Genomic DNA, 22350 nt, shown 5'->3' on the forward strand with positions numbered 1-22350 from the left:
GCGGGCATCGGCCGCTTCGGCGCGGCACGATCTACCGCAAGGGAAATCTTAGGCCCGATCGTTAGGCGGGTGGAGAGGGATTGATGCTATCGAGACGGGAGAAACCGGCGGCCCGGCGGTTCGCGAAGAGGTTGGAAGAATGCTGATCGGCGCAACCGGCACGGAGGTCCGCATGGGTGAACCGCTTTCAGGCTCCGTCGCCGCCGCCGACGCCCCGCGCTTCCTCGTGCGCCGCCACGCGACGCTGGACAAGCTGGCGCCGCTCTGGCGCGACTGGCAGGAGGCCGGTGCCGTCGGCGCCTATCAGCGGCTCGAATGGGTGGAGCTGCTGCTGGCCCATCTCGGCGGGCCGGCCCGGGCGCGCCCGCTCTTTCTCGAAGTCCGCGAGGCGGCGGGCGACCGGCCGGTGATGATCCTGCCGCTCGTGCTGCGGTGGCGGCGCGGGCTTCGCCGCCTCGCCTTCCTCGATCTCATGGTCTGCGACTATGCCGCGCCGCTCCTCGCCCCGGACCGCGAGCTTTCGCCGGCCGAGGCCGAGGCCGCCTTCGCGGCGATCCGGGCCGTCCTGCCGAAGGCCGACCTTCTGGAGATCACCCGCATCCCCGCGACGGTCGGCGGCCGGCCGAACCCCCTCGCCCACCTCGCGCGCCATCGGCCGATCGCCATGACGAGTTCCGGCATCGCGATCGAGGGCGAGGCCGAGACCCTCCTCCGGCGCCTGATGTCGGCGAGCGCCTTCAAGGATCTCGGCAAGCGGCGCCGCCGTCTCGAACGGGCCGGGACGCTGCGCTTCGAGCGGGCGGCGACGCCGGAGGCGGTGGAGCGCACCTTCGCGGCGCTGGTCGAGCAGCGGCGGCGGCGCTTCGGCGAGATGGGCCGCTTCGACCTTCTCGCCCGGCCGGAGGTCCTTGCCTTCTATCGCGACGCGGCGCTTCTCGGCCTGTCGTCCGGCGCCGCGCGGCTCTTCGGCCTCTGGGTGGACGAGACGCCGGTCGCCGCCGCCTACGGTCTCGTCCATGGCGGCGCCTTTCACGGCCTGCTCCTCACCCTCTCCGGCGACGAGGCCTGGCGCAACGCCTCGCCCGGCCTCCAGATCGTCGGCGAATGCCTGCGCTGGTCGCGGGCGGAGGGGCTCGACTATTTCGACTTCACCATCGGCGACCTGCCCTACAAGCGCGACTTCGGCACCGAGCCGCGCGCCTTGGGCGAGATCGCGCTGCCGCTGACGCCGGCCGGCCGGATCGCGCTCGGCGCGGCGCGGCTGCGGGAAGCGGCGATGCGCCGGCTGGGCGAGCATCCCGCCGCCCATGCGCGGCTTCAGAAGGCGCGCCGGCTCGCCCGCCGGCTCGGCATCGGCTGAGCCGTCAGCGGCGAGAAGAGGCAGAGGATCAGCACCGCGAATTTCGCCAGCAGCGTCGTCTTGCCGCCCAGCGTCTCGGCGGTGAGGATCAGGATGGCGAAGCCGAGCATCGGCAGGAGCGTGCCGCGCCGCGAGACGCGGGCGAGCTCGCGCACATAGAGCGCCACGGCAACCGTCTGCATGAGGGCGATCAGCAGGCCGTGATAGACGGCGGTACGCACGATCGGGTTCTCGATGCCCCATTCGAGGCCGGCCATGCGCCGTACGCTGTCCACATAGTCCGGGTCGGGCCCGAGCAGCAGGTCGCCGAGCGACAGGTAGCCGAAGATGTCGAACATCAGGACGCGCGCCTCGGCACTGCCGCCATCGGCGACGAAGCGGTCGAGCAGCGCGTCGAAGAAGCCGGACAGGGCGAGCGCGGCGATGGCGGTCGGGATCAGCGTCGCCAGGAGCACCGTCAGGGCGGCGCCGAAGAGCGGCACACGGCCGCGCATCAGCGTCCGCGCCCCGGCGATCGCCAACCAGCCACCGCCGAGCACCACCGTCACCACCATGGCGGAGCGGCCGCCGAAGGCGACGAGCGCCAGGCATTGGAGGCCGATCATCGCCAGCCGCCGCCACGGGCCGGCGAGCGCCGTGCCGCCGCCGCCGAGAAGGGCGAGCACGTACCAGGCCGTCAGCGAGGCATTGGCGAGCGGGTGGCCCTGGAGCGCGCTGGAGCGCAGATCCGTCTCGAAGACCGCGCCCTCGAAGCGATAGGGAAACAGGCGGAAGTCGGTCGCGAATTCGCCGAGGGCGAGAAGCGCGTTCAGCGCCATGACGACATGGATCGCGATCTCGATCCGCCGGATGTCGGCGCGGCCGGTCCGTGCCAGGAGCAGCGCCAGGAGCGCCGACGGCACGAAGGTGTCGAGGACGCCCGCCATGCCCGGCGCCTTGCGCAGGACGACGTCGAGGAAGAAGACGAGGGAGGTGCAGAACAGGAGCGCGCTCGCCGGCCGCCGCCGCGCGACATCGGCGAGGAAGCGGACGAGATTGCCGGAGGCGAGCACCGTGCCGCCGAAGACGAGCAGCGTCAGATAGGTCGAGGGATGGATCTTCGCCGCGCTGCCGCCGGTGAGGCCGTCGTAATTGATGCCGGCGAGCCAGAGCATGCCGCCCGAGACGGCGAAGAGCACGGTGATCGTCGCGAGAAGCGGCCAGTTGCCCACCGCTTCGGCCGCCGGGCCGGCGGCGACGGGCCGGATTGTCGGAAGGGCGACCATCGCCTGGAGCCGCGCCTCAGGCGGCGCGCCGGGGCTCGGCGACGAGCGTCGCCGTCAGGCGCTTGCCGAGCCGGGCCAGCGCCTCGGCATTGGCGGCGGCATCGGCCTGCTTCGTCTGGCCGAGACGGGCGACGAGCACCGCGTCGTCGATCGCCGGCATGATCGAGAGGAGGCGCGAATCCTCCGCCAGAAGGCCGCCGTCGAGGATCAGGATGTCGAAGCGCCGCCCGGCCTCGGCGAGGAAGCGCTGCGCCGCCGCGCCGAGCCCGAGATCGCCCGTCCGTGTCCGGCCGCGCGAGATCACGGTCGGGCCGGCGCCCGGCGCCTCGGCGACGAGCCGCGCCTCGCCGCGGATGAAGTCGAGAAGGCCGGGCGGGTCCCGCGCCTCGGCCGGCCGGCCCCATTCGACGAGAAGCACGGCGAGGCCGTAGTCGAGCGCCGCCTCCGCCAGACGATGGCTGGCGGCATGGGCGTCGCCCGCGCCGTCGCGCCCGCACAGGACGGCGATGGCGCGCACCGGGCCGTCCTCCAGCGAGGACTTCTCGGCGAGGAGGCTGCGCAGCGCCGCCGCCGCCGCCGGATCGCTGCCTCCCGGCGCGCCCTTGCGGCGGCGCCTTCGGCGGCCGGTGGGAATGGTGCCGAGATCGGGCGCCCCCGTCACCCGCAGCAGCTGCGGGCGGGAGAAGATCCGGGGCGACAGCGATTCGGCGACCAGCGCGCCGCTCGCGGCGAGGCCGAGCCCGCCGCCGAAGGCGACGAGGGCGAGGATCGGCGTCGGCGGCCAGCTCTTCTTCGTCGGCGCCGCCGCCCAGGAGATGACGCGCACGTTGCTGGTGTCGATGCCGGCCTGCTCGCGCGTTTCCTGCGCCCGCAGGAGATAGGAGGAATAGACGGTGCGGCTCGCCTCGACCTCGCGCTCCAGCTCGCGCAGCTCCACCTGGTCGCGGTCGCCCTCGGCCTTGTCGCGCTTCAGGCTGTCGAGCCGCTCGGCCAGCGAGGTCTCGTAGGCGAGCGCGCCCTGATAGTTGCGCTCGGCCACCTTGCGCAGGCGGGCGAGTTCGTCGGCGAGCAGGCGGCGCACCTCGGAGAGCTGCGACTGGAGGTTCCGCAGGCCCGGATAGCGCGCGCCGTAGCTGCGCTGGAGGTCGGAGACCTTCAGCAGCAGCGCCGCCTCCTGGTTGCGCAGATCGCCGATGGTGGTGGAGCGCACGGCATCCGCCGTCGCGCCCTCGCCGGCCGCGAGGTCGGCGCTCGCCTGATCGAGGCGCGTGCGCATCAGCGCCGTCTGCGCCCGGGCGCTGGTGAGCTGGGCCGAGACGGCGGCGAGGCGCTCGTCCGAGACCGACAGGTTGTTGGCTTCCAGGATGTCGTGCAGCGCCTTGTAGGATTCGACGGCGTCCTCGGCGGCGCGCAGCTTGCGGCGCTGGTCGTCCAGCCGTTCCGACAGCGCCTTCGACACGCGCTCGGCGGCGTCCGCCTTGGCCGCCGCCTGATCGTCGAGATAGGCGGCGAGGATGGCGTTGACGATCGCCGCCGCCTTGTCGGGCGCGCGCGCCGTCATGCCGACATCGATGACCAGCACCTTCTCGGCCCGTTTGATGGTGAGGCGCTTGCGCAGCTTCTCGATCGTCGCCATCTCGCGCGCCGAGCCGATGCCGGGCTCGGCCGGCTGGGTCGTCCCCTCCGGCGCGGCATCGCCCGAACCCCGCAGCAGGAAGAGGTCGCGCGGGCGGTCGGGGCCGAATTCCGGATCGTCGGCGAGGCCGAGCTTGCGCACGACGCGCAGGAGCACGCCCGAGGATTCGAGGACCTTAGACTGGCTCTCGACCTGGGCGACGCCGCCATCGGGCGACAGCGCCGTCGGATTGACGTCGTTGGCGACGACGGCGCGGTCGCGCGGATCGATCAGCAGCTGGCCCGTGGCGGCGTAGAGCGGCGGGGTCAGCAGCGAATAGGCGATGGCGAGGCCCGAACAGGCCAGGGCGGCCGCGAGGATGCCCCAGCGGCGGCGCCAGACGATGCGCCAGATATCCGCGATCGCCACCTCGTCCGTCGCGCGCGGCGCGGCGAGCCCGATCTCGGCATTGGTGTCGGGAAGACGAATGGTGCTGTCCCGGACCACGATCCCCATCCGCTGCGTCCCGAACTGTTCGCGGACGCGAAGCCCTCGCGCTTCGCCTCGCCGGAAGAGACCTCGTTAGTCGCCGAAGATGAATCAGGACGGTTAATCATTGGTGAAGTCAAGCCGACGGGAGCGCGGGATTCGCGGCGCTCCGGGGCTCACCGGACGAGGATCGCGCGGAAGTCGTTGACATTGGTGCCGGTCGGGCCGGGCGAAAAGAGCGTGCCGAGGGCGGCGAAGGCGCCATAGGCGTCGTTCGCCGCCAGGAAGCCGGCGAGCGGCGTGCCGCGCTGCCGGAGCGCCCCGGCGCTGGCGCCGTCGCAGAAGGCGCCGGCATTCGCCTCGCTGCCGTCGATGCCGTCCGTGTCGGCGGCGAGCGCCAGGAGGCCGGGAACGCCGTCGATCGCCTCGGCGAGGCCGAGCAGGAATTCCGTGTTGCGCCCGCCCCGCCCGCCGGGCGCGCGGAGGGTGACGCTCGTCTCGCCGCCCGACAGAAGCACGCAAGGCCGGGGGAACAGGCCGCGCTCGACGGTCTCGCGCGCCAGCGCCCCATGCATCCGGCCGATGTCGCGCGCCTCGCCCTCGATCCGGTCGGAGAGGACGATCGCCGCGAGCCCTTCCGCCTCCGCCGCCCGCCGCGCCGCGTCCAGCGAATTCCGGGCGGTCGCCAGGGTGATCACGGCATCCCCGGCGAAGGCCGCGCCCGGGCGCGGCGCCTCGGCATCAGGGCTTTCGAGATGGGCGCGCATGGCGGCGGGCAGGTCGAGACGGTAGCGGCTGACGATGTCCAGCGCCTCGGCGCGCGTCGCCTCGCTCGGCACGGTCGGGCCGGAGGCGACGATCGCGACGTCGTCGCCCGGAATATCGGACACGACGAAGCTGACGACGCGGGCGGGATGGGCCGCCGCCGCCAGCCGCCCGCCCTTCACCCGCGACAGATGCTTGCGCACGGCGTTGATCTCGTGGATCGAGGCGCCGCAGGCGAGGAGCCGGCGGTTGACCTCGCGCTTCTCCTCCGGCGCGATGCCCTCCGGCGGCAGGGCGAGCAGGGCCGAGCCGCCGCCCGATACGAGGGCGACGACGAGGTCGTCCGGCCCCGCATCCTCCACCAAAGCCAGCATGGCGCGCGCCGCCGAGAAGCTCGCTTCGTCCGGCACCGGATGGGCCGCCTCGACGATGCGGATCGCGCGCGTCGGCACGCGCGTGCCGTGCCGGACGGCGACGAGGCCGGCATCGATCCGGTGCCCCGCCTCGAGCCAGGCCGCCTCGAAGGCGAGCGCCATCTCGCCCGAGCCCTTGCCGGCGCCGACGACGAAGGTGCGGCCCTTCGGCGGCGCCGGCAGCTGGGCGGCGATGCCCGGCCGAGGATCCGCCGCCGCCACGGCGACGGAAAAGAGATGCGTCAGCAGCGCCCGGTCGTCCATCGTTCAGTCCTTTCCGATCCGCGCCAGCGCCGCTCCCGCCTGGAGGAAGGCGCCGGGCGCGGCGAGACGGGCGATGGTTCCCGCGACGGGCGCCGTCACCGGCGCCTCCATCTTCATCGCCTCCATCACGGCGACGAGCTGCCCGGCCTCCACCAGGGCGCCCTCCTCGACGCGCCAGCCCTGGAGCGTGCCGGAGACCGGCGCTTCGAGAAGGCCCGGATCGGCGGGCGGCGGCGGCGGCTCGGGCTCGCCCGCCGCCCCGAGGGCCGGGCCGAGCCGCGCCAGAAGGGCGGCCGGCAGGCCGAGGCAATGGCGGCGCCCGTCGATCTCCACCGGCAGGCGCAGGAGCGCCGGCGCCTCGGCCGGCTCGGGCCGCGCGGCGATGGCGAGCGTTCCGGCGAAATCCGTCTCGATCCAGCGGGTATGGACGCGGAACGCCTCGCCCGCGAAATCCTCCGCCTCCAGCACCGCGCGGTGGAAGGGCAGGACGGTCGCGACGCCCTCCACCGCGAATTCGGCCAGCGCCCGCCGGGCCCGGCGGAGCGCGATCGCCCGCGTCGGGCCGGACACGACGAGCTTCGCCATCAGGGAATCGAACCGGCCGGACACGACCGAGCCGGCCGCGACGCCGGCATCGACGCGCACGCCGGGGCCGGAGGGCGGCTCGAAGCGCGTCACCCGTCCCGGCATGGGCAAGAAGCCGCGCCCCGGGTCCTCGGCATTGATGCGGAACTCGATCGCATGGCCGCGCGGCTCGGGCGTCTCGGTCAGGCGCAGCGCCTCGCCCTCGGCGATGCGCAGCTGTTCCACCACGAGATCGAGGCCCGTCGTCTCCTCCGTCACCGGATGCTCGACCTGGAGGCGGGTATTGACCTCCAGAAACGAGATCGCGCCGTCGGCGCCGAGCAGGAATTCCACCGTGCCGGCGCCGACATAGCCGGCGGCGGCGCAGATCGCTCGCGCGCCCTCGTGGATGCGCCGGCGCTGTTCCTCGTCAAGGAAGGGCGCGGGCGCCTCCTCCACCAGCTTCTGGTTGCGGCGCTGGAGCGAGCAGTCGCGCGTGCCGACGACGAGCACCTGCCCGTGCCGGTCGGCGAGGATCTGCGCCTCCACATGGCGCGGCCGGTCGAGGAAGCGCTCGACGAAACATTCGCCGCGCCCGAAGGCGCTTGTCGCCTCGCGCACCGCCGAGGCGAAGAGCTCCTCCACTTCCTCCAGCCGCCAGGCGACCTTCAGGCCGCGCCCGCCGCCGCCGAAGGCGGCCTTGATGGCGATCGGCAGGCCATGCGCCTCGGCGAAGGCGAGCGCCTCGGCGGCGTCGCGCACCGGCCCGTCCGAGCCCGGCACCAGGGGCGCGCCGACGCGGGCGGCGAGGGCGCGCGCCCGCGTCTTGTCGCCCAGCGCCTCGATCACGGCGGCATCGGGGCCGATCCAGGTGAGGCCCGCCTCCGCCACGGCGCGCGCGAATTCGGGACGCTCCGACAGGAAGCCATAGCCCGGATGGACGGCATCGGCCCCCGCGCGCCGGGCGACGGAAAGCAGCTTGCCGATGTCGAGATAGGTCTCGCCGGCCGTCTCGCCGCCGAGCCCGTAGGCCTCGTCGGCAAAGCGCACATGCGGCGCCTCGGCATCGCCGTCGGCATAGACCGCGACGGACAGGAGGCCGTGGTCGCGGCAGGCGCGCGCGATGCGCAGCGCGATCTCGCCGCGATTGGCGATCAGGACTTTCCTCATGGCGAACCTGCGGTCATATCGGATTCGATCGCGGCGAAGGGCCGGATCACGTTGAAGCGGAGGCGCGCGCCGGGCGGCACCTGACCGGCGAGATCCAGATGATGTTCGGCGAGCGTCGCGATCACCGGATAGCCGCCGGTGAGCGGATGATCGGCGAGAAACAGCACCGGCTGGCCGTCATGCGGCACCTGGATCGCGCCGTTCGCCGTGCCCTCGCTCGGCAGTTCCGCCGCCGGATCGCGGCGCGCCAGCGGCACGGCGCCGTCGAGCCGCAGGCCGACGCGGTTGGAGCGCGGCGTCACCGTCCAGTCCTGGCCGGTCAGCGTCTCGATGCCGGCCTCGGTGAACCATTCGGCGCGCGGCCCCAGCACGATGTCGAGCACCACCGTCTCGCCGGGCGCCGGGCGGCCGGGCGCCGGCATCTCGGCCTCGCTTACCGCCGCCCGGCTCTGGAGCGGCCCAAGGACGAGCCGGTCGCCGACCTTGACCGGCGGCGGGCCGAGGCGGGCGAGCGTGTCCGTCGCGGCCGAGCCGAGGACGATGGGCACGCGAAAGCCGCCGCGCGCGGCGAGATAGCTGCGCAGGCCCCGCTGGGGCGGCAGGAGCACCACCCTGTCGCCGCTCTCCAACGCGAAAGGCCGATGGCTGGCGACGACCCGCCGGCGTCCCGCCGCGTCGCGGATCTCCAGGGCGGCATCCGTGCCCGCGAGGGCGATGACGGCGGGCCCATCCGCTTCGAAGGAGAAGCCGCCGGCGACGATTTCCAGGGCCGGCATGCCGGCCGGATTGCCGACGAGGCGGTTGGCGGCGCGGAAGGCGGCGCGGTCGAGCGCGCCACCGGCGGAAACGCCCTGCGCCGCCGCGCCCGGCCGGCCTTCGTCCTGGAAGAGCGGCGGCAGCGGCGCCGCCGTGACGCGAAGCGCCGGGCCGTCCTCCACAGCCGCTCCGGGCGATGCCGCGCCCCGCGCCGCTTCCGCCGCCGCGATCGCCGCGAAGGCCGCGCGGTCCGGCAGCGGCGTGAAGCGCACGCGCGTGCCCGGCTGGAACAGCGCCGGGGGATCGCGGGCGAGATCGAACATCGTCAGCGGCGTCGTGCCGATGAGCTGCCAGCCGCCCGGCCCTTCCTGCGGATAGACGCCGGAAAAGGCGCCGGCCAGCGCCACCGCGCCGGCGGGAATGCGGATACGCGGGCTCTGCCGCCGGGCGACGCGGAGCGCCGGATCGCCGCCGGTGAGATAGCCGAAGCCCGGCGCGAAGCCGGTGAAAGCGACGGTGAACCGGCTTTCGGCATGGCGGCGGATCACCTCTTTGGAGTCAAGGCCGGTCAGCCGGGCGACCTCGGCGAGATCCTCGCCGTCGTAGAGGACCGGAATCTCGACCTCGCGTTCAGAACGCGGGGCCTTCGCCGAGAGGTCGCGCGCCCGCAGGTCCGCGGCCAGGGCCGGAAGGTCGGGCGGCGTCCCCGGCCGGAAGCGGAGAAGGAGCGTCCGCGCCGCCGGAACCATTGCCTCGATCCCCGGCAGGGGCCGCGCTTCGAGGGAAGCGAGAAGCGCCAGCGTGGCGTCGAGATCCTCAAGCTCGACGAGGGTGCCGCGCAGGCCGACGGGCAGGAGGCGCATCGCGGGTCTCAGGCGGGCGCGAAGGAGCGGATCGCCACCCCTTCCGCCTCGAGACGGGCGCGCACCGCCTTGGCGATCGCCACGGCGCCGGGACTGTCGCCATGGATGCAGATGGACTCGGCCCGCAGGCGGATGATCGAGCCGTCCACCGCCTCGATCTCGCCGCTGGCGGCGAGCCGCGCCATGCGCGCCGCGACGCGGTCGGGATCGTGGATCACCGCGCCCGCCTCGCGGCGCGAGAGAAGCGCGCCCGCCGGCGTATAGGCGCGGTCGGCGAAGGCCTCGGACACCGTCCGCAGCCCCGCATCCTCGGCGAGGCGCAGGACCGGCGCGCCGGCGAGGCCCATGAGGATCAGCGTCGGATCGGCCAGGACCATGGCCTCCACCACGTCGCGCCCCTGGCGGGGATCGGCGGCGATCCTGTTATAGAGCGCGCCATGCGGCTTCACATAGGCGACGCGCGTGCCGGCGACGGCGGCGAGGCGCTGGAGCGCGCCGATCTGGTAGATCACGTCGGCGACGAGCTCCTCCGAGGCGACATCCATGTCGCGCCGGCCGAAGCCGACGCGATCGGGATAGGAGACATGGGCGCCGACGGCGACGCCGCGCGCGGCGGCCGCCTTGAGAGTGCGCAGGATGCCCGCCGGATCGCCCGCATGGAAGCCGCAGGCGACATTGGCGGAGGAGACGAGGCCGAGCAGGGTCTCGTCCTCGCCCATGGTCCAGGCGCCGTAGCTCTCGCCGAGATCGCTGTTGAGATCGATCGTGGGGGTCATGCGGTTCGTCCTCGCGCCCGGGCCTCAACGGATTGCCGATGCGGCCGGGCGAGGCTAGCCCATCCGGCGGGCGGGGTCAGCGGGCGCGCGCCATATGCCTCGCCGGCGCGAAGCCGCCGGGCGTCCTTGTGAGCGGCCGGCGCGAAGCGTAAGCAGGCACCGAATCTGGCTGCCGGGAGACTGTCCATGAAAACCCTCGCGATCTCGTCGCGGACCATCTGCGGCATCGAGGAACTGCCCGCCCATAGCAAGGCGGGCGTGACGCATGTCCTGTCGATCATCGATCCCGGCCATCCCGACATCCACCATTTCGAGGCCTATTCGCAGCATCTGCGCACGACGCTGCGCTTTCACGACATCATCGATCCGCAGCCGCGCCAGGTCATGCCGGCGAAGGAGCATGTCGCCGCCATTCTCGGCTTCGGCGATTCGCTCGACAAGGGCGCGGTGGCGGGCACCGCCGGCCATCTCCTCGTCCATTGCCATATGGGCATCTCGCGCTCGACGGCGGCGATGGTGACGCTGATGGCGCAGGGCGACCCGGAAGCGGGCGAGGACGAGCTGTTCGAGCGCCTGCGCCAGATCCGAGGGAAGGCCTGGCCGAATTCGGTGATGATCGGCTTCGCCGACGAGAAGCTCGGGCGCGGCGGTCGCCTCGTCGAGGCGCTGCGCCGCCATTACGGCCACCAGCTGAAGCACAAGCCCGAATATGCCGAATGGATGCGCGAGCTCGGGCGCGGCCGCGAGGTCGAGATGGCGCTGCCGGCCTGATCGGGCCCGCGCGCCGATCCCGGCCCCGAGTGTAACTCGCGACGACGGGGAGGCAGGGCATGACGGATAGGATCGACGGGACGGTCGGCGGCGACGGCCGGCTCGTCCTGTCGGTCATGGCCGGGATCACGGCGGCGAAGATCGCCCGGCTCCGTCCCGTTCAGGCGTTGCGGGGCGTCGGTTCGGCGGGACGGTCCAGCGGATAGGCCGTCGCCTCCGGCGCATTGGCCCAGCTCTGGAGCGTCTGGCCGCCGTCGATCAGCCAGGACGCGCCGGTGACGTGGCGGGCCTCGTCCGAGGCGAGGAAGGCGACGGTCGCGGCGACGTCTTCCGGCTGGCCAATGCGGCGCAGCGGAATGCGATCGGCGAAGCGCTCGATGCCCTGGCGATAGGCGACCTCGTCGGCGGCGGGTACGCCGAGGCGGGTCTCGATGACGCCCGGGCTGACCGCATTGACGCGGATGCCGTAGCGGGCGGCGTCGAGCGCCGCGACGCGGGTGAGGCCGTCGACGCCATGTTTCGAGGCGGCATAGCCGGCGCCGCCGGCCAGCACGTCCCAGCCCGCCATGGACGAGCCCATATTGACCACCGCCCCGCCCCCGCCCGCCGCGATCATGGCGCGCAGGCTGGCGCGGAGCACGAGGAACATGCCGCGCAGATTGATGCGCAGGATCTCGTCGAAGGCTTCCACCGGCAGGTCGTAGACCGGCGCGACGGTGCCGGGGATGCCGGCATTGTTGAAGACGGCGTCGAGCCGGCCCGTGCGGGCGACGGCATCCGCGACGGCGGCCTCCGCCTCGGCCGGATCGCCGATATCGGCCCGGAGCGGAAAGGCGCGGGCGCCGGTTTCGGCGGCGGCGGCCGAGGCGCGATCGAGGTCGCGGTCCACCACGGCGACCCGCGCCCCTTCCGCCGCGAAGCGCCGCACGGCCGCCGCGCCGATCGCGCCGCCGCCGCCCGTCACCAGCACGGTCCGGCCGTCGAAACGCATCATGCCGATTCTCCTCGATCCCTCGGATAGTCGCGCCAGCCGTGGCGCGGCACGAAGCCCAGCGCCGCGCGGGCGGCGCCCGTGTCGATCAGCGCGCCCGACCCCGCGATCGGCGCCTTCAGCGGCACGCCGGGCAGGCAGCGGGCGAGGAGCGGCGCGGTGTCCTCGGCCATGTAGGTGTCGGCGGCGCTGAGGAAGAGGCGCAGATGGCCGGCGACCGGCCGCTCCACCGCGAGGCGGAAGGCCTCGCCGGCATCGCGCGCGTCGAGATAGGCGAAGAGGTCGCGCACCGCCTCCGGCGTGTCGCGGCGCCGGCCGACCTCGTCCGCGAAGCTCTGCGGCGTCTGGATCCAGGGCATGCGCAGCGACACGGCCTCGAGACCGGTGCGGCGATGCGCGGCGTCGAGGATCTCCTCGCCGAGCCATTTCGACAGGGCATAGGCGTCCTGCGCGCCGATCGGATGCGCCTCGTCCACCGGCAGATAGGGCGGCGTCACCGGCCGCTCGTGGAACGGATAGCCGAGGACGCTGAAGGAGGAGGCGTAGACGAAGCGCCGCGCCCCGACGAGGAGCGCGGCCTCCACCGCCGCATAGCTGGCCGCGACATTGACCGAGAAGACCTCGCTCGGCGCCCGCCCGACGGGGCGCGGGATCGCGGCGACATGGACGACCGTCTCGGCCCCGCGCATCAGCTGCGCGGCGGCGCCGAGATCGGCGATGTCGGCGACCGCGTGCGACCAGGACGCGCTGGGCGGCGGCGGCGCGCGGTCGAGCCCGAGGACCTCGTGCCCCGCCGCGACGAGGGCGCCGGCGACATGGCGGCCGAGCAGCCCGCTGGAACCGGTGACGACGAGCCTCACGCGCGCCGCTCCGGCAGGGCGTGGAGGATCGCCTCGGCGAGTTCGAGATCGGCGAGGCCGCCGGCCAGCGGCGTCTCCGGCGCCGCGCCCGTCGCGACGCAATGGGCGAAATGCTGCCATTGCCGGCGGAAGGCGGTGTCCGGCGCGCCGAAGAGCGTGCGCTCGCTCGGCCCCTCGCCCGCCGCCTCCTTGATCCGCACCGTGGCGGCGGTGTTGCGCACATAGGGGTTCTGGAACTCGATCCGCAATTCGGCCCGCTCGCCATGGACCGCGATCCACTCGTCCCACCATTCGTATTGCGCGCCGAAGGCGATCTCGACCAAAGCCGGCACGCCGTCCGGGAAGCCGAGCAGCGCCATGACATGGGTCGGGCCGGGAGCGGCGGCGTAATGGACGGTCTCCGGCGTGCCGAAGGCGCCGCGCAACACCGCCAGATCGTGGCTGCCGAGCATCAGGAGCGTCATGTGGAGATCGTGATAGGCGGCATGCGCCGGCCCCAGCATGGCCTTCACCCGCGCCTCGACCTCGGCCCTGCCGGCGGCGAGACGCGCCGGATCGACATCCCCTCCCCGGATCTGCGTATAGAGGGCGGGATAGCGGTCGAAGCGGCCGGCGAAATCGTGCACATGGATCATCTTCGGCCGGCCGAGCGCGGCGAGGCGCTCGACGCCGAGGCGATAGCCCGTGTCGTAATGCTTCATGTAGCCGACCATCGCGACGACCGGCGTCGCGGCGGCGAGCGCCACCAGCGGCCGGGCCTCCGCGGCGGTGAAGCCGAGCGGCTTCTCGACCAGGACATGCTTGCCGGCCTTCAGCGCCGCCTCGACGACGGGCGCGTGGTCGAAGGTACATATCACCACCGCATCCACCGCCGGATCGGCGAGCAGCGCCCGATAGTCGCGATAAAGGCCCGCCACGCCGTAGCGGGCGCCGAGATCCGCCATCACTTCCGCCGAGAGATCGCAGAGCGCGGCGATGCGGAAGGCGGGAAGCTCGTGGAGGATCGGCAGGTGCATCAGCTGGGCGATCTCGCCGCAGCCGATCACGCCGACGCCGATGGGTTGTGCCGCCGTCATGTCGCTCACGCCTTCACTGCGCCGGCCGTGAGGCCCGCGATGAACTGCCGCTGCATCAGGAGGAACACGGCGACGACCGGCAGCGTCACGATCGTCAGGGCCGCGAAATAGAGATTCCAGAGACTGTCGTACTGCTGGAAGAAGGCGACGAGGCCGAGCGGGATCGTCTGAAGCTCCGGCCGGCGCAACAGGAGGAAGGCGAGGAAGAAGTCGTTCCAGATCTCGATGAAGCCGAAGATCAGGACGAGCGCGATGCCCGGCCGGATCAAGGGCAGCATCACATGGACGAGCGTCGCCAGCCGCCCCGCCCCGTCCATCCGCGCCGCGTCCTCCAGTTCCGCCGGCAGCGTCAGGAAGAAGCCGCGCATGATGAAGATCGCGAGCGGCATGGCGGAGGCGGCATGGATCAGCGCGATGCCGGGCAGGCTGTTGATCAGCGACAGGTCGCGCGCCACTATGAAGAGCGGGATCGCCATGACCTGCGGCGGCACCAGCATGGCCGCGACGACGAAGCCGAGGACCAGGGCGCGGCCCGGAAAGCGCAGGCGCGTCACCGCATAGGCGCAAGGCGTGGCGACGAGGACGAGGAGCGCCAGCGCCAGACCCGTGACCGTGACGCTGTTGAGGATGCGCGTGCCCATGCCGGCCATGCGCCAGGCCTCGACATAGTTGGAGACGACCGGCGCCAGCGGCGGGCCCCAGATATTGCCGATGATCTCCTGCTTGGTCTTCAGCGAGCCGAACAGCACCCAGACGAGCGGATAGAGCGCCTGGACCATGACGAGGAGAAGCGCGCCATGGACGAGGAGGAGCTCGGCCGTGCCCTGGCCCCGGCGGGCCGGATGCCGGCGCGCCGCCGGCACGCTGGCGGCGGCGGCGCGGGCGGGCGCGCGGAGCGGGGCGAGCGCCCTCACGCCTCGAGCCTCAGGCGGCGCATCAGCGCGACGAGGCCGAGGCAGAGCAGGCCGACGAGGAGGAACAGCGCGTAGCCCATCGCCGAGGCATAGCCCATGTTGCCGTCCTGGAAGGCGGTCTTGACCATCAGCGTCATCACGACCTCCGTCGCGTGGTTCGGCCCGCCCTGCGTCAGCACCTGCACGATGTCGAAGTTGCGCACGAAGGCGCCGGACAGGCCGAGAATGGTGTTGATGAGGATCACCGGCATCATCAGCGGCAGCGTCAGGTGCCAGAAGCGCCGCCGGACGCCCGCCCCGTCCATGGTCGCCGCCTCGAAGAGCTCGCGCGGCAGGGTCTGGAGGCCGGCGAGATAGATCACGGCATGGAAGCCGACCCATTTCCAGACATCCACCGCGATGACGGCCGGCAGCGCCGTGGCCGCGTCGCCGAGCCAGGTCCGCTTCAGGCCGGAAAGACCGACGAGGTCGAGCCCGGCATTCAGGAGACCGAAGACGGGATTGTAGATCCACGACCAGAGCAGCCCCGCCGCGACGAAGGACATGGTGACGGGAATGAAGACCGCCGCCCGCGTCAGCCCGCGCAGCACGATCGCGCGGTCGAGCAGGATCGCGAGGCCGAGCCCGAGGCCGTTCTTCAGGACGAGCACCGCGACGACGAAGACGAGATTGTGGACGAGCGCGCCGGAAAAGAGCGGATCGCGCAGCAGGCGCGCATAATTGGCGAGGCCGACGAAGACGGGCGCCGAGAAGCCGTCCCAGCGCTGGAGGCTGATCAGGACGCCCCGGCCGAAGGGCCAGAGGAAGAAGAGCGCGAAGAGCAGCGCGGCGGGCGCCATCATGGCGAGCGCCACCGCCGCGTCGCCGGACGGATGGCGCCGGAAGGCCCGCCGCCGGCCGGAGGGCGCGAGGACGGGTGTCACGGCGACGGCGCCGCCGGATCGAGGACGAGGCCGAGCGTTCCGGTCAGATACGCGATGCTCTCCAGCGCGCTCGCCTCGGCGGTCTTCTGCGAGGCGTCGAGCTCGACGATGGCGAGGCCGTCGTAATCGGCGTCGAGCAGCACGTCGACGAGGCCCGGCAGGTCGACCTCGCCGGCCCCCAGCTCGCAGAAGGCGGCATAGCGGTCCCAGCCGGTCAGCGCGTCGTCCACCCGGCTGTCCTTCAGATGGATGTAGCGCACGGCCGAGATATAGGTGCGCAGCGCGTCCACCGGATCGGAATGGGTCTGCACCAGATGGGCAGGGTCGATGCAGAGCCCCGCATGGCGCGTGTCCAGCTCGTCCATCACCCGGTCGAGTTCCTCGCGCCGTTCCACGAAGGTGTCGAGATGCGGATGATAGACGGTGGCGATGCCGAGATCGGCGGTGCGCCGGCCGATATCCTCCAGCGCCCGGCAGAAGTCGCGATAGTCCTGCGGCGCATGGGCATTGCCCGAGGCCGCCGACGGTCCGCCGCCGAGCACCAGCACCGGGGCGCCGAAGCCCTTCAGCAGCCGGGCGAGCGAGACGAGCACGTCGCGCTCGTAGTCCCAGAGCACCGGGTTCACGAAGGTCGCGTTGACATAGAGCGAGGACAGGCGGATGCCGAGTTCGCTCTGCGCCTCGGACAGGATGGCGTAGCGGCGCAGGATGTCCGTGTCGGTGGTGACGCCCGGCGGCGCCTGATGGCCGAGCTGCATGTACTTGCGCGCGAACTGGTCCGACAGGCTGGTGAAGGCGAGGATCTCGAACCAGCCGAAGCCCTGGCGTTTCAGGAAGTCCAGCGCCGGCCGCAGCGGCTGGCCGGTGAGGTCCCAGCTGTTCAGATGATAGCCGATCGAAAAGCGCTGGCGCGCGGCGCGGGGGGAAGCCATGGGACGGGCCGCTCCTGGGAGGTCGGGACGGATGCCGGCGCCGGAGGCGCCGGCGGGACGGTTCAGTCCTTGGGCGGCCAGGTCCCGTCGTCGACCAGCGTCTGGAACGCGGCCTGGACCGAGGCGCCGGCGGCTTCCGGCGTCAGCGTGCCGCCGACGACGCCCGAAATGGCGGAGGCGGTCGCCGTCGCGACCTCGGACGGCCAGATCCAGTCGAGGAACTTGATCGTCTTCGGGAAGGTCGTCTCGCGCAGCGCCACCGCATAGGGTGCGTCGATACCGGCGACGCCCTTCACTGAGGTCGCGATCGGCTCCTCGGGTTCGAGATAGAGTCTGGCGACGTCGGGCCGCGTCAGATAGGCGACGAAGTCGAGCGCCGGCCTCACCTTCGCCTCCGGGATCGAGGCGGAGAGGCAGAGGCCGTTATCCGCGCCGCCGCCATGGGCGGGCTCGCCCTTGGCGCCCGGCATCTTCGGGAAGGGGAAGGTGCCCCAGCGGAAATCCTTCACGCCCTCGCGCAGCGACGGGATCTCCCAGGTGCCGCCGTAATACATGGCGCTCTTGCCGCTGGCGAAGGCCGAGCGCATGCCGTCCATGTCGATGGCGAGCGAATCCTTCGACAGGATGCCGTCGTCCACCCAGGTCTTGATCATGGCGAAGGCGGCGGTGCTCGCGGCGTCGTCGAAGCGCGTCTTGCCGTCGAGATCGGTCTGGGTCTTGGCGACCGCGTCGCCGGAGGTCTGCGACAGCGTCTCGAAATACCACATCGGCCACATCGGCACGTTGGCGCCCTGATGCAGGAGCGGAATGACCCCCGCCGCCTTCAGCTTCGGCGCGGCGGCCTTCAGGTCGTCGTAGCTCGGCGGCACGGGAATGCCGATCTTGGCGAAGAGGTCGGCATTGTAGAAGAGAGTCGAGGTCGAGAGCGTCGTCACCGGCACGCCATAGACCTTGCCGCCGATCGTGAAGGCGCCGAGCGCGGCCGGCTCGATATTGGCGGCGAAGGGCGCGATCTCCTCCGGCGACAGGGCGCGCACCAGGCCGCGCCGCACATAGGCGCCGTTGGTCCAGAAGGCCGAGCAGGCGATGAGGTCCATCTCCTGATCGGCGAGCTTCGCCGTCATCAGGCGCTGGAGGGCGCCGGTCTGCGGCCCCTGCGCGTCCCATTCGACGGCGGCGACCTCGGGATGGGCCTTCAGGAAGCCCTGGATCACCGCGTTCTCGATCGTCTTCTGCGCCTCGGGCGGCTGGCGCGGCGCCAGCTTGTCGAGCGAGGAGCCGCCGAAGACCTTCAGCGTCACGCCCTCGGCCCGGGCGCCTGCCGGCGCGGCGAGGGCCGCGGCGGCGAGGGCGAGGCCGATCAGCGGCGCCAGCCGCGCGGGACGGCGGTCGCGGATGATATTTCCGAGCAGGGGAACCATACGATATCCTTCCATCCCGAGGTTGGTGCAGGAGCGTCGGCGCAAGCGCCATATCGTTGATGCTCGTATAATCGCTCGCAGGACGCTTTCCTTGTCAAGTCCGTCCACCGGCGAAATTTCGGGCGGATCACCCCGACTTTTGCGCAGATGGCACGACTTGCCGTGAGATGCGGCGACCGGGCGCGGAAGCGATTGACAAGTCCGATCCGGTATCTTGTATGATCACAAACGATAGTTCCGCCTTGAACGCATCGCCGATCCGGTGCCCCAGAGCTTCGAGGAGCCCAGCATGGACGTCTTTTCCGCTCATCGGCACGAGGAGGGCATCCGCCTCGACCCGCAGCGCGCGGCCGTCGTCGTGGTCGACATGATCAACGAGTTCTGCAAGCCGGGCGGGCGCATGGTGCTGCCCGGCTACGAGCGGCTGGTGCCGCCGCAGCTCCGCGTCGTCGAGGCCGCCCGCGCCGCCGGGGCGCCGGTGATCTGGGTGCACGACACGCATCGCGCCAATGTGCGCCGCGACCGGGAATGGGCCAAGCGCACGCCGCATTGCGAGGACGGCAGCTGGGGCACGGAGATCATCGAGGATCTCGGCGCCCGGCCGGAGGAGATCCATGTCTTCAAGCGGCGCTACTCGGCCTTCTTCCAGACCGATCTCGACCTGACGCTGAAGGACCTTCTGGTCGACCAGATCGTGGTCTTCGGCGTCGTCACCAATATCTGCGTGCGCTCCACCGTGCACGACGCCTTCTTCCAGGGCTACGAGGTGGTGGTGCCGCAGGATTGCTGCGCGGCGACCGGCGAGCGCGAGCAGGCGAGCAGCCTCTACGACATCGCGACGCATTTCGGCGTCGTCAGCGACGCGGCGGGTGTGGCGGCGGCGCTGGCCGGCGGCGAGGTGCTGACGACGCTGCCGGGCGTCGCGGCATGAGAAAGGCGGACGCGGCGGACGAGGCCGGGCCGGAGACGGCCGAGGGCGGCAGCGGCCGAACGGGCGGGCGGCCGGTGGACAAGCCGCTCAGCCGCGACGAGATCCTCGCCTACTATGCCCGCACCGGCTACAGCCTCGAGCACCATCCCGCCCATGTGATCCGCCGGGCGCATCAGCGCGCCACCGCCTATTTCCAGGAGACGATCGGCGCGGCGAGCGATCTGACGCCGACGCAGCTCGCCGTCCTCGCGACGCTCCTCAAACATGGCGAGCTGTCGCAGAACCTTCTCGGCCGCCTCACCGCCATGGACCCGTCCACGGTCAGCATCGTGGTGCGCGCCCTCCTGAAGCGCGGCTTTCTCGACCGCCGTCCCTCCGACACCGACCAGCGCATGTCGATCATCACGCTGACCGAGGCGGGCGTGCGCTGCGGCCTGGAGAATCTCGACCGCAGCGTCGATATCGGCCGCCGCCTCCTCGCGCCCCTGTCCACCGTGGAACAGGCGATGCTGCTCGATTTCCTCAATCGCATCTGCGCGGACGAGGACTGATCCTCCCGCCCCTTCCAGGACCCGACCGATGATGGCCACCGCCGAGGGCACATCCGACATGCTCGTCATCCGCAATCTGGCGCAGGTCTTCAGCGGCGATCTCGCCGAGCCGATCCTCGACGCCGACACGATCGTCGTCGCCGACGGGCGCATCGCCGCCGTCGGCGCCGCGAGCCGGCTGGATCTTTCCGGCGCGACGGCGGTGATCGACGCGAAGGGCTCCTCGGTCATGCCGGGCATGATCGACAACCATTCCCATCCGGTGATGGGGGACTGGACGCCGCGCCAGAACCAGCTCGGCTGGATCGAATCGACGCTGCATGGCGGCGTGACGACGCTCGTCTCGGCCGGCGAGGTGCATGTGCCCGGCCGCCCGCGCGACGTGGTCGGCGTCAAGGCGCTGGCGATCACCGCGCAGCGCGCCTTCTCCGCCTTCTCGCCCTCCGGCATGAAGGTGCTGGCGGGCGCGCTGATCCTCGAACACGGGCTGGAGGAGGCCGATTTCCGCGAGCTCGCGGCGGCCGGTGTCACGCTCGTCGCCGAGGTCGGCCTCGGCACCGTCAAGGACGGGCCGACCGGCCGGCGGATGATCGGCTGGGCGCGCGAGAACGGCATGACCTCGATGACGCATGTCGGCGGCCATTCCATTCCGGGCTCGGCGCGGATCGGCGCCGAAACCGTGCTGGAGGTCGATGCCGACGTCGCCGCGCATCTGAACGGCGGGCCGACCGCGCTCGCCGATAAGGAACTCAGCCTCATCTGCGAGGAGAGCCGGCGCGGGCTGGAGATCGTCCATAACGGCAACATGCGCGCCGGGCTCTTCGTGCTCGACGAGGTGCGCCGCGTCGGCGCGCTCGACCGGCTGGTGCTCGGCACCGACGGGCCGGCGGGTTCCGGCGTCCAGCCGCTCGGCATGCTGCGCCTCGTCACGATGCTCGCCTCGCTCGGCGGCGTCGCGCCGGAAGAGGCGCTGTGCTTCGCCACCGGCAATGTCGCGCGGCTGCGCGGCCTCGCCGATCGCGGCCGCATCGCGCCGGGTCTCGCCGCCGATCTCGTCTTCCTCGACGCGCCGATGGGCGGCCACGGCTCGAACGTCCTCGACACGATCGCCAGCGGCAACCTGCCCGGCATCGGCATGATCATGGTGGACGGCACCGTCCGCGCCGGCCGCAGCCGCAACACCCCGCCCTCGATCGCGGTGCCGGAGCGCCTCGGCGCCGCCGGCTGAAGCCGGACGCGCATCGACCCACGGCGCCGCGCGGCGCCGTGGGTCTCATGAATCCGGGCCCCGCCTCAGACGACGCCGTCCCGGCCCTCGATCTCTTCCTTGCGCAGGCCGCCGACGCGCGGATGCGGGCGCCCGGAATCCGTCACCGCCACGGCGACGGCCACCTCGTCGGGGCGCGGCCCGTCCGGCACGCGCACTTCCATCCCGTCGAAATGGCTGCGCACCCGCGCCGCGTCCTTGTGGCCGAGCGGGATGTCAAAGGGCGCGCCGATCCCGCCGCGCTTCTTCGAGGAGGGGATCAGCGCCGCGCCGCCGCCGAGCAGCGCGCGGAACGGCGCGCCGATCTCGGGATGGAGCAGCGCGGCGGCATGTTCCAGCTCGCCGTCCTCGCCGACGAGCGCCGCCTTGCCGAAGCTTTCCACCGCCGGGCCGGGAATGCCGAGCGCCGCGACGGCGCGCGCCGGCAGCAATTCGCCGAGCGCCCGCCCGACCTCGTAGAGCGGCGAAAGATCGGCCTCGAAGCGCCCGGCATAGGGGTTCTCGATCACCGCGACCGCCGCCGCGCGGCGCGTCGGGGGATCGACCGGCACGCCGCCCTCGATCAGGGTCTCCTCGACCACGGTCAGGAGGCGTCGAATCCTCAAGGTCATCGCAGCCCGTCCTCGCCCTTGATCTCGGAAGCCTTCAAGCCCCCGACCCGCGCATGGACGCGCGGCCCCGTGGTCATCACCAGCGCCAGGACCATCTCGCCGGCGCGCGGCGCGTCGGCGATGCCGACCTCCATCGCGTCGAAATGGCTGCGCACATAGGAGGCGTTGACATGCGTCACCGGCACGTCGAGCCGCGCGCCCGGCCCGCCGACCTTCTTGCTGGACGGCACGATCGCCTTGGCGTCGCCGAGAAGCTCGCGCATCGCGTAGCCGCCCGGATTGTGCCAGAGCGCGGCATGTTCCAGTTCGCCGGCGCCGCCGACGATCGCGCCCTTGCCATAGCCCTCGACCACGGCGGGATCGCCGCCGAGCGCCGCGACGAGCCGGCGCGACATTTCGAGGCCGAGCGGCTTCAGGTCCGCCATGAAGTCCTGGATCTCCGGCTCGTAGCGGCCGGCATAGGGGTTCTCGATCACCGCCAGGACGGCGGCGCGCCGCGCCGGCACCGCCGGCGGCGGACCGCTCTCGTGCAGGATCTCCTCGACCGCGACGACGAACTTGCGCACCACCACCTTCGGCATCGTGACGCTCTCCGATTTCATATGATTACAAACAATCAACGACGGGCATCGTCTGTCAAGCGCGTGGACGATCCCGCGCGGCCGGACCGGGCGGTTCGGACCGACACAACTGCAAGGAAAGCCAGCCAAGGCGGGTGGAGGGCCGGTTTTGTGCGTCGCATCGCGTTTTTCGCCCTGCAACAAAATCGCGCAAGGTCGAAAAATGCGCATTGACGGCCCCC

The 22350-nt window shown here is 72.0% G+C and carries 20 protein-coding genes; 5 read left to right on the forward strand and 15 right to left on the reverse strand.

Annotation, left to right across the window (positions count from 1 at the left end; translation table 11 throughout):
* The first annotated feature begins 139 nt into the window (after positions 1-139).
* Entirely contained in the window at positions 140-1360 is a 1221-nt protein-coding gene (locus IEY14_RS16025; RefSeq protein WP_210318448.1) for a GNAT family N-acetyltransferase, read from the forward strand.
* On the opposite strand, the gene IEY14_RS16030 is transcribed toward IEY14_RS16025, so the two are convergent.
* From IEY14_RS16030 to IEY14_RS16055, 6 genes are all read right to left on the reverse strand, one after another.
* Positions 1318-2625, reverse strand: a complete 1308-nt coding sequence (locus IEY14_RS16030) for a VpsF family polysaccharide biosynthesis protein (protein WP_210318450.1) — start codon at positions 2623-2625, stop codon at positions 1318-1320. The two genes, IEY14_RS16025 and IEY14_RS16030, sit on opposite strands and share 43 nt — an antisense overlap.
* Positions 2626-2641: 16 nt before the next feature.
* A complete protein-coding gene (locus IEY14_RS16035) occupies positions 2642-4747 on the reverse strand; it encodes a GumC family protein (RefSeq protein ID WP_210318451.1) in 2106 nt (701 codons plus the stop codon).
* 158 nt (positions 4748-4905) lie between these two features.
* Positions 4906-6171 carry a glycerate kinase type-2 family protein gene (locus IEY14_RS16040; protein WP_188910259.1) on the reverse strand — a complete coding sequence of 422 codons (1266 nt, stop codon included), beginning with the start codon at positions 6169-6171 and terminating at the stop codon, positions 4906-4908.
* Positions 6172-6174: 3 nt separating this feature from the next.
* On the reverse strand, positions 6175-7905 hold the full coding sequence (locus IEY14_RS16045) for an acetyl/propionyl/methylcrotonyl-CoA carboxylase subunit alpha (protein ID WP_188910261.1): 1731 nt from the start codon (positions 7903-7905) through the stop codon (positions 6175-6177).
* Positions 7902-9524, reverse strand: a complete 1623-nt coding sequence (locus tag IEY14_RS16050; RefSeq protein ID WP_188910263.1) for a 5-oxoprolinase subunit B/C family protein — start codon at positions 9522-9524, stop codon at positions 7902-7904. Before IEY14_RS16050 ends, IEY14_RS16045 begins: the two co-directional genes overlap by 4 nt.
* 8 nt (positions 9525-9532) lie before the next feature.
* Positions 9533-10300, reverse strand: a complete 768-nt coding sequence (locus IEY14_RS16055; RefSeq protein ID WP_188910265.1) for a LamB/YcsF family protein — start codon at positions 10298-10300, stop codon at positions 9533-9535.
* 186 nt (positions 10301-10486) lie between these two features.
* On the opposite strand from IEY14_RS16055, the gene IEY14_RS16060 reads away from it, so the two are divergent.
* Positions 10487-11071 (forward strand): tyrosine phosphatase family protein, encoded by a 585-nt coding sequence (locus IEY14_RS16060; RefSeq protein ID WP_188910267.1) that lies wholly within the window; start codon positions 10487-10489, stop codon positions 11069-11071.
* 160 nt (positions 11072-11231) lie between these two features.
* Here the strand turns inward: IEY14_RS16060 and IEY14_RS16065 are convergent, their stop codons facing one another.
* The 7 genes from IEY14_RS16065 to IEY14_RS16095 form a co-directional block, all read right to left on the reverse strand.
* Positions 11232-12065, reverse strand: coding sequence for an SDR family NAD(P)-dependent oxidoreductase (locus tag IEY14_RS16065; RefSeq protein WP_188910269.1), 834 nt, complete (start codon positions 12063-12065; stop codon positions 11232-11234).
* On the reverse strand, positions 12062-12922 hold the full coding sequence (locus IEY14_RS16070; RefSeq protein WP_188910271.1) for an NAD-dependent epimerase/dehydratase family protein: 861 nt from the start codon (positions 12920-12922) through the stop codon (positions 12062-12064). Before IEY14_RS16070 ends, IEY14_RS16065 begins: the two co-directional genes overlap by 4 nt.
* Entirely contained in the window at positions 12919-13998 is a 1080-nt protein-coding gene (locus IEY14_RS16075; RefSeq protein WP_188910782.1) for a Gfo/Idh/MocA family protein, read from the reverse strand. The genes IEY14_RS16070 and IEY14_RS16075 overlap by 4 nt, the downstream gene beginning before the upstream one ends.
* A 5-nt stretch (positions 13999-14003) precedes the next feature.
* The gene (locus IEY14_RS16080) at positions 14004-14912 is read right to left on the reverse strand and encodes a carbohydrate ABC transporter permease (RefSeq protein WP_244639520.1); all 909 of its coding nucleotides are present in this window, start codon (positions 14910-14912) and stop codon (positions 14004-14006) included.
* Positions 14909-15835: a carbohydrate ABC transporter permease gene (locus tag IEY14_RS16085; RefSeq protein WP_244639521.1), complete on the reverse strand. Its 927-nt coding sequence runs from the start codon at positions 15833-15835 to the stop codon at positions 14909-14911. Before IEY14_RS16085 ends, IEY14_RS16080 begins: the two co-directional genes overlap by 4 nt.
* Entirely contained in the window at positions 15832-16767 is a 936-nt protein-coding gene (locus IEY14_RS16090; RefSeq protein ID WP_188910273.1) for a sugar phosphate isomerase/epimerase family protein, read from the reverse strand. The genes IEY14_RS16085 and IEY14_RS16090 overlap by 4 nt, the downstream gene beginning before the upstream one ends.
* A gap of 62 nt (positions 16768-16829) precedes the next feature.
* Positions 16830-18188: an extracellular solute-binding protein gene (locus tag IEY14_RS16095; RefSeq protein ID WP_188910275.1), complete on the reverse strand. Its 1359-nt coding sequence runs from the start codon at positions 18186-18188 to the stop codon at positions 16830-16832.
* Positions 18189-18477: 289 nt separating this feature from the next.
* Here IEY14_RS16095 and IEY14_RS16100 point away from each other — a divergent pair, with 289 nt between their 5' ends.
* From IEY14_RS16100 to IEY14_RS16110, 3 genes are read left to right on the forward strand one after another with little or no spacing between them, the layout of a single operon-like run.
* On the forward strand, positions 18478-19119 hold the full coding sequence (locus IEY14_RS16100) for a cysteine hydrolase family protein (protein WP_188910277.1): 642 nt from the start codon (positions 18478-18480) through the stop codon (positions 19117-19119).
* Entirely contained in the window at positions 19116-19670 is a 555-nt protein-coding gene (locus IEY14_RS16105; protein WP_188910279.1) for a MarR family winged helix-turn-helix transcriptional regulator, read from the forward strand. Before IEY14_RS16100 ends, IEY14_RS16105 begins: the two co-directional genes overlap by 4 nt.
* Positions 19671-19698: 28 nt before the next feature.
* Positions 19699-20898 (forward strand): amidohydrolase family protein, encoded by a 1200-nt coding sequence (locus IEY14_RS16110; protein WP_188910281.1) that lies wholly within the window; start codon positions 19699-19701, stop codon positions 20896-20898.
* 65 nt (positions 20899-20963) lie between these two features.
* Here the strand turns inward: IEY14_RS16110 and IEY14_RS16115 are convergent, their stop codons facing one another.
* Both IEY14_RS16115 and IEY14_RS16120 read right to left on the reverse strand, forming a co-directional pair.
* Entirely contained in the window at positions 20964-21548 is a 585-nt protein-coding gene (locus IEY14_RS16115; protein WP_188910283.1) for an amino acid synthesis family protein, read from the reverse strand.
* Positions 21545-22129: an amino acid synthesis family protein gene (locus IEY14_RS16120; RefSeq protein ID WP_188910285.1), complete on the reverse strand. Its 585-nt coding sequence runs from the start codon at positions 22127-22129 to the stop codon at positions 21545-21547. The genes IEY14_RS16115 and IEY14_RS16120 overlap by 4 nt, the downstream gene beginning before the upstream one ends.
* Between the last annotated feature and the right edge of the window lie 221 nt (positions 22130-22350).

This window comes from Aureimonas endophytica (assembly GCF_014642635.1).
Lineage (GTDB): Bacteria > Pseudomonadota > Alphaproteobacteria > Rhizobiales > Rhizobiaceae > Plantimonas > Plantimonas endophytica.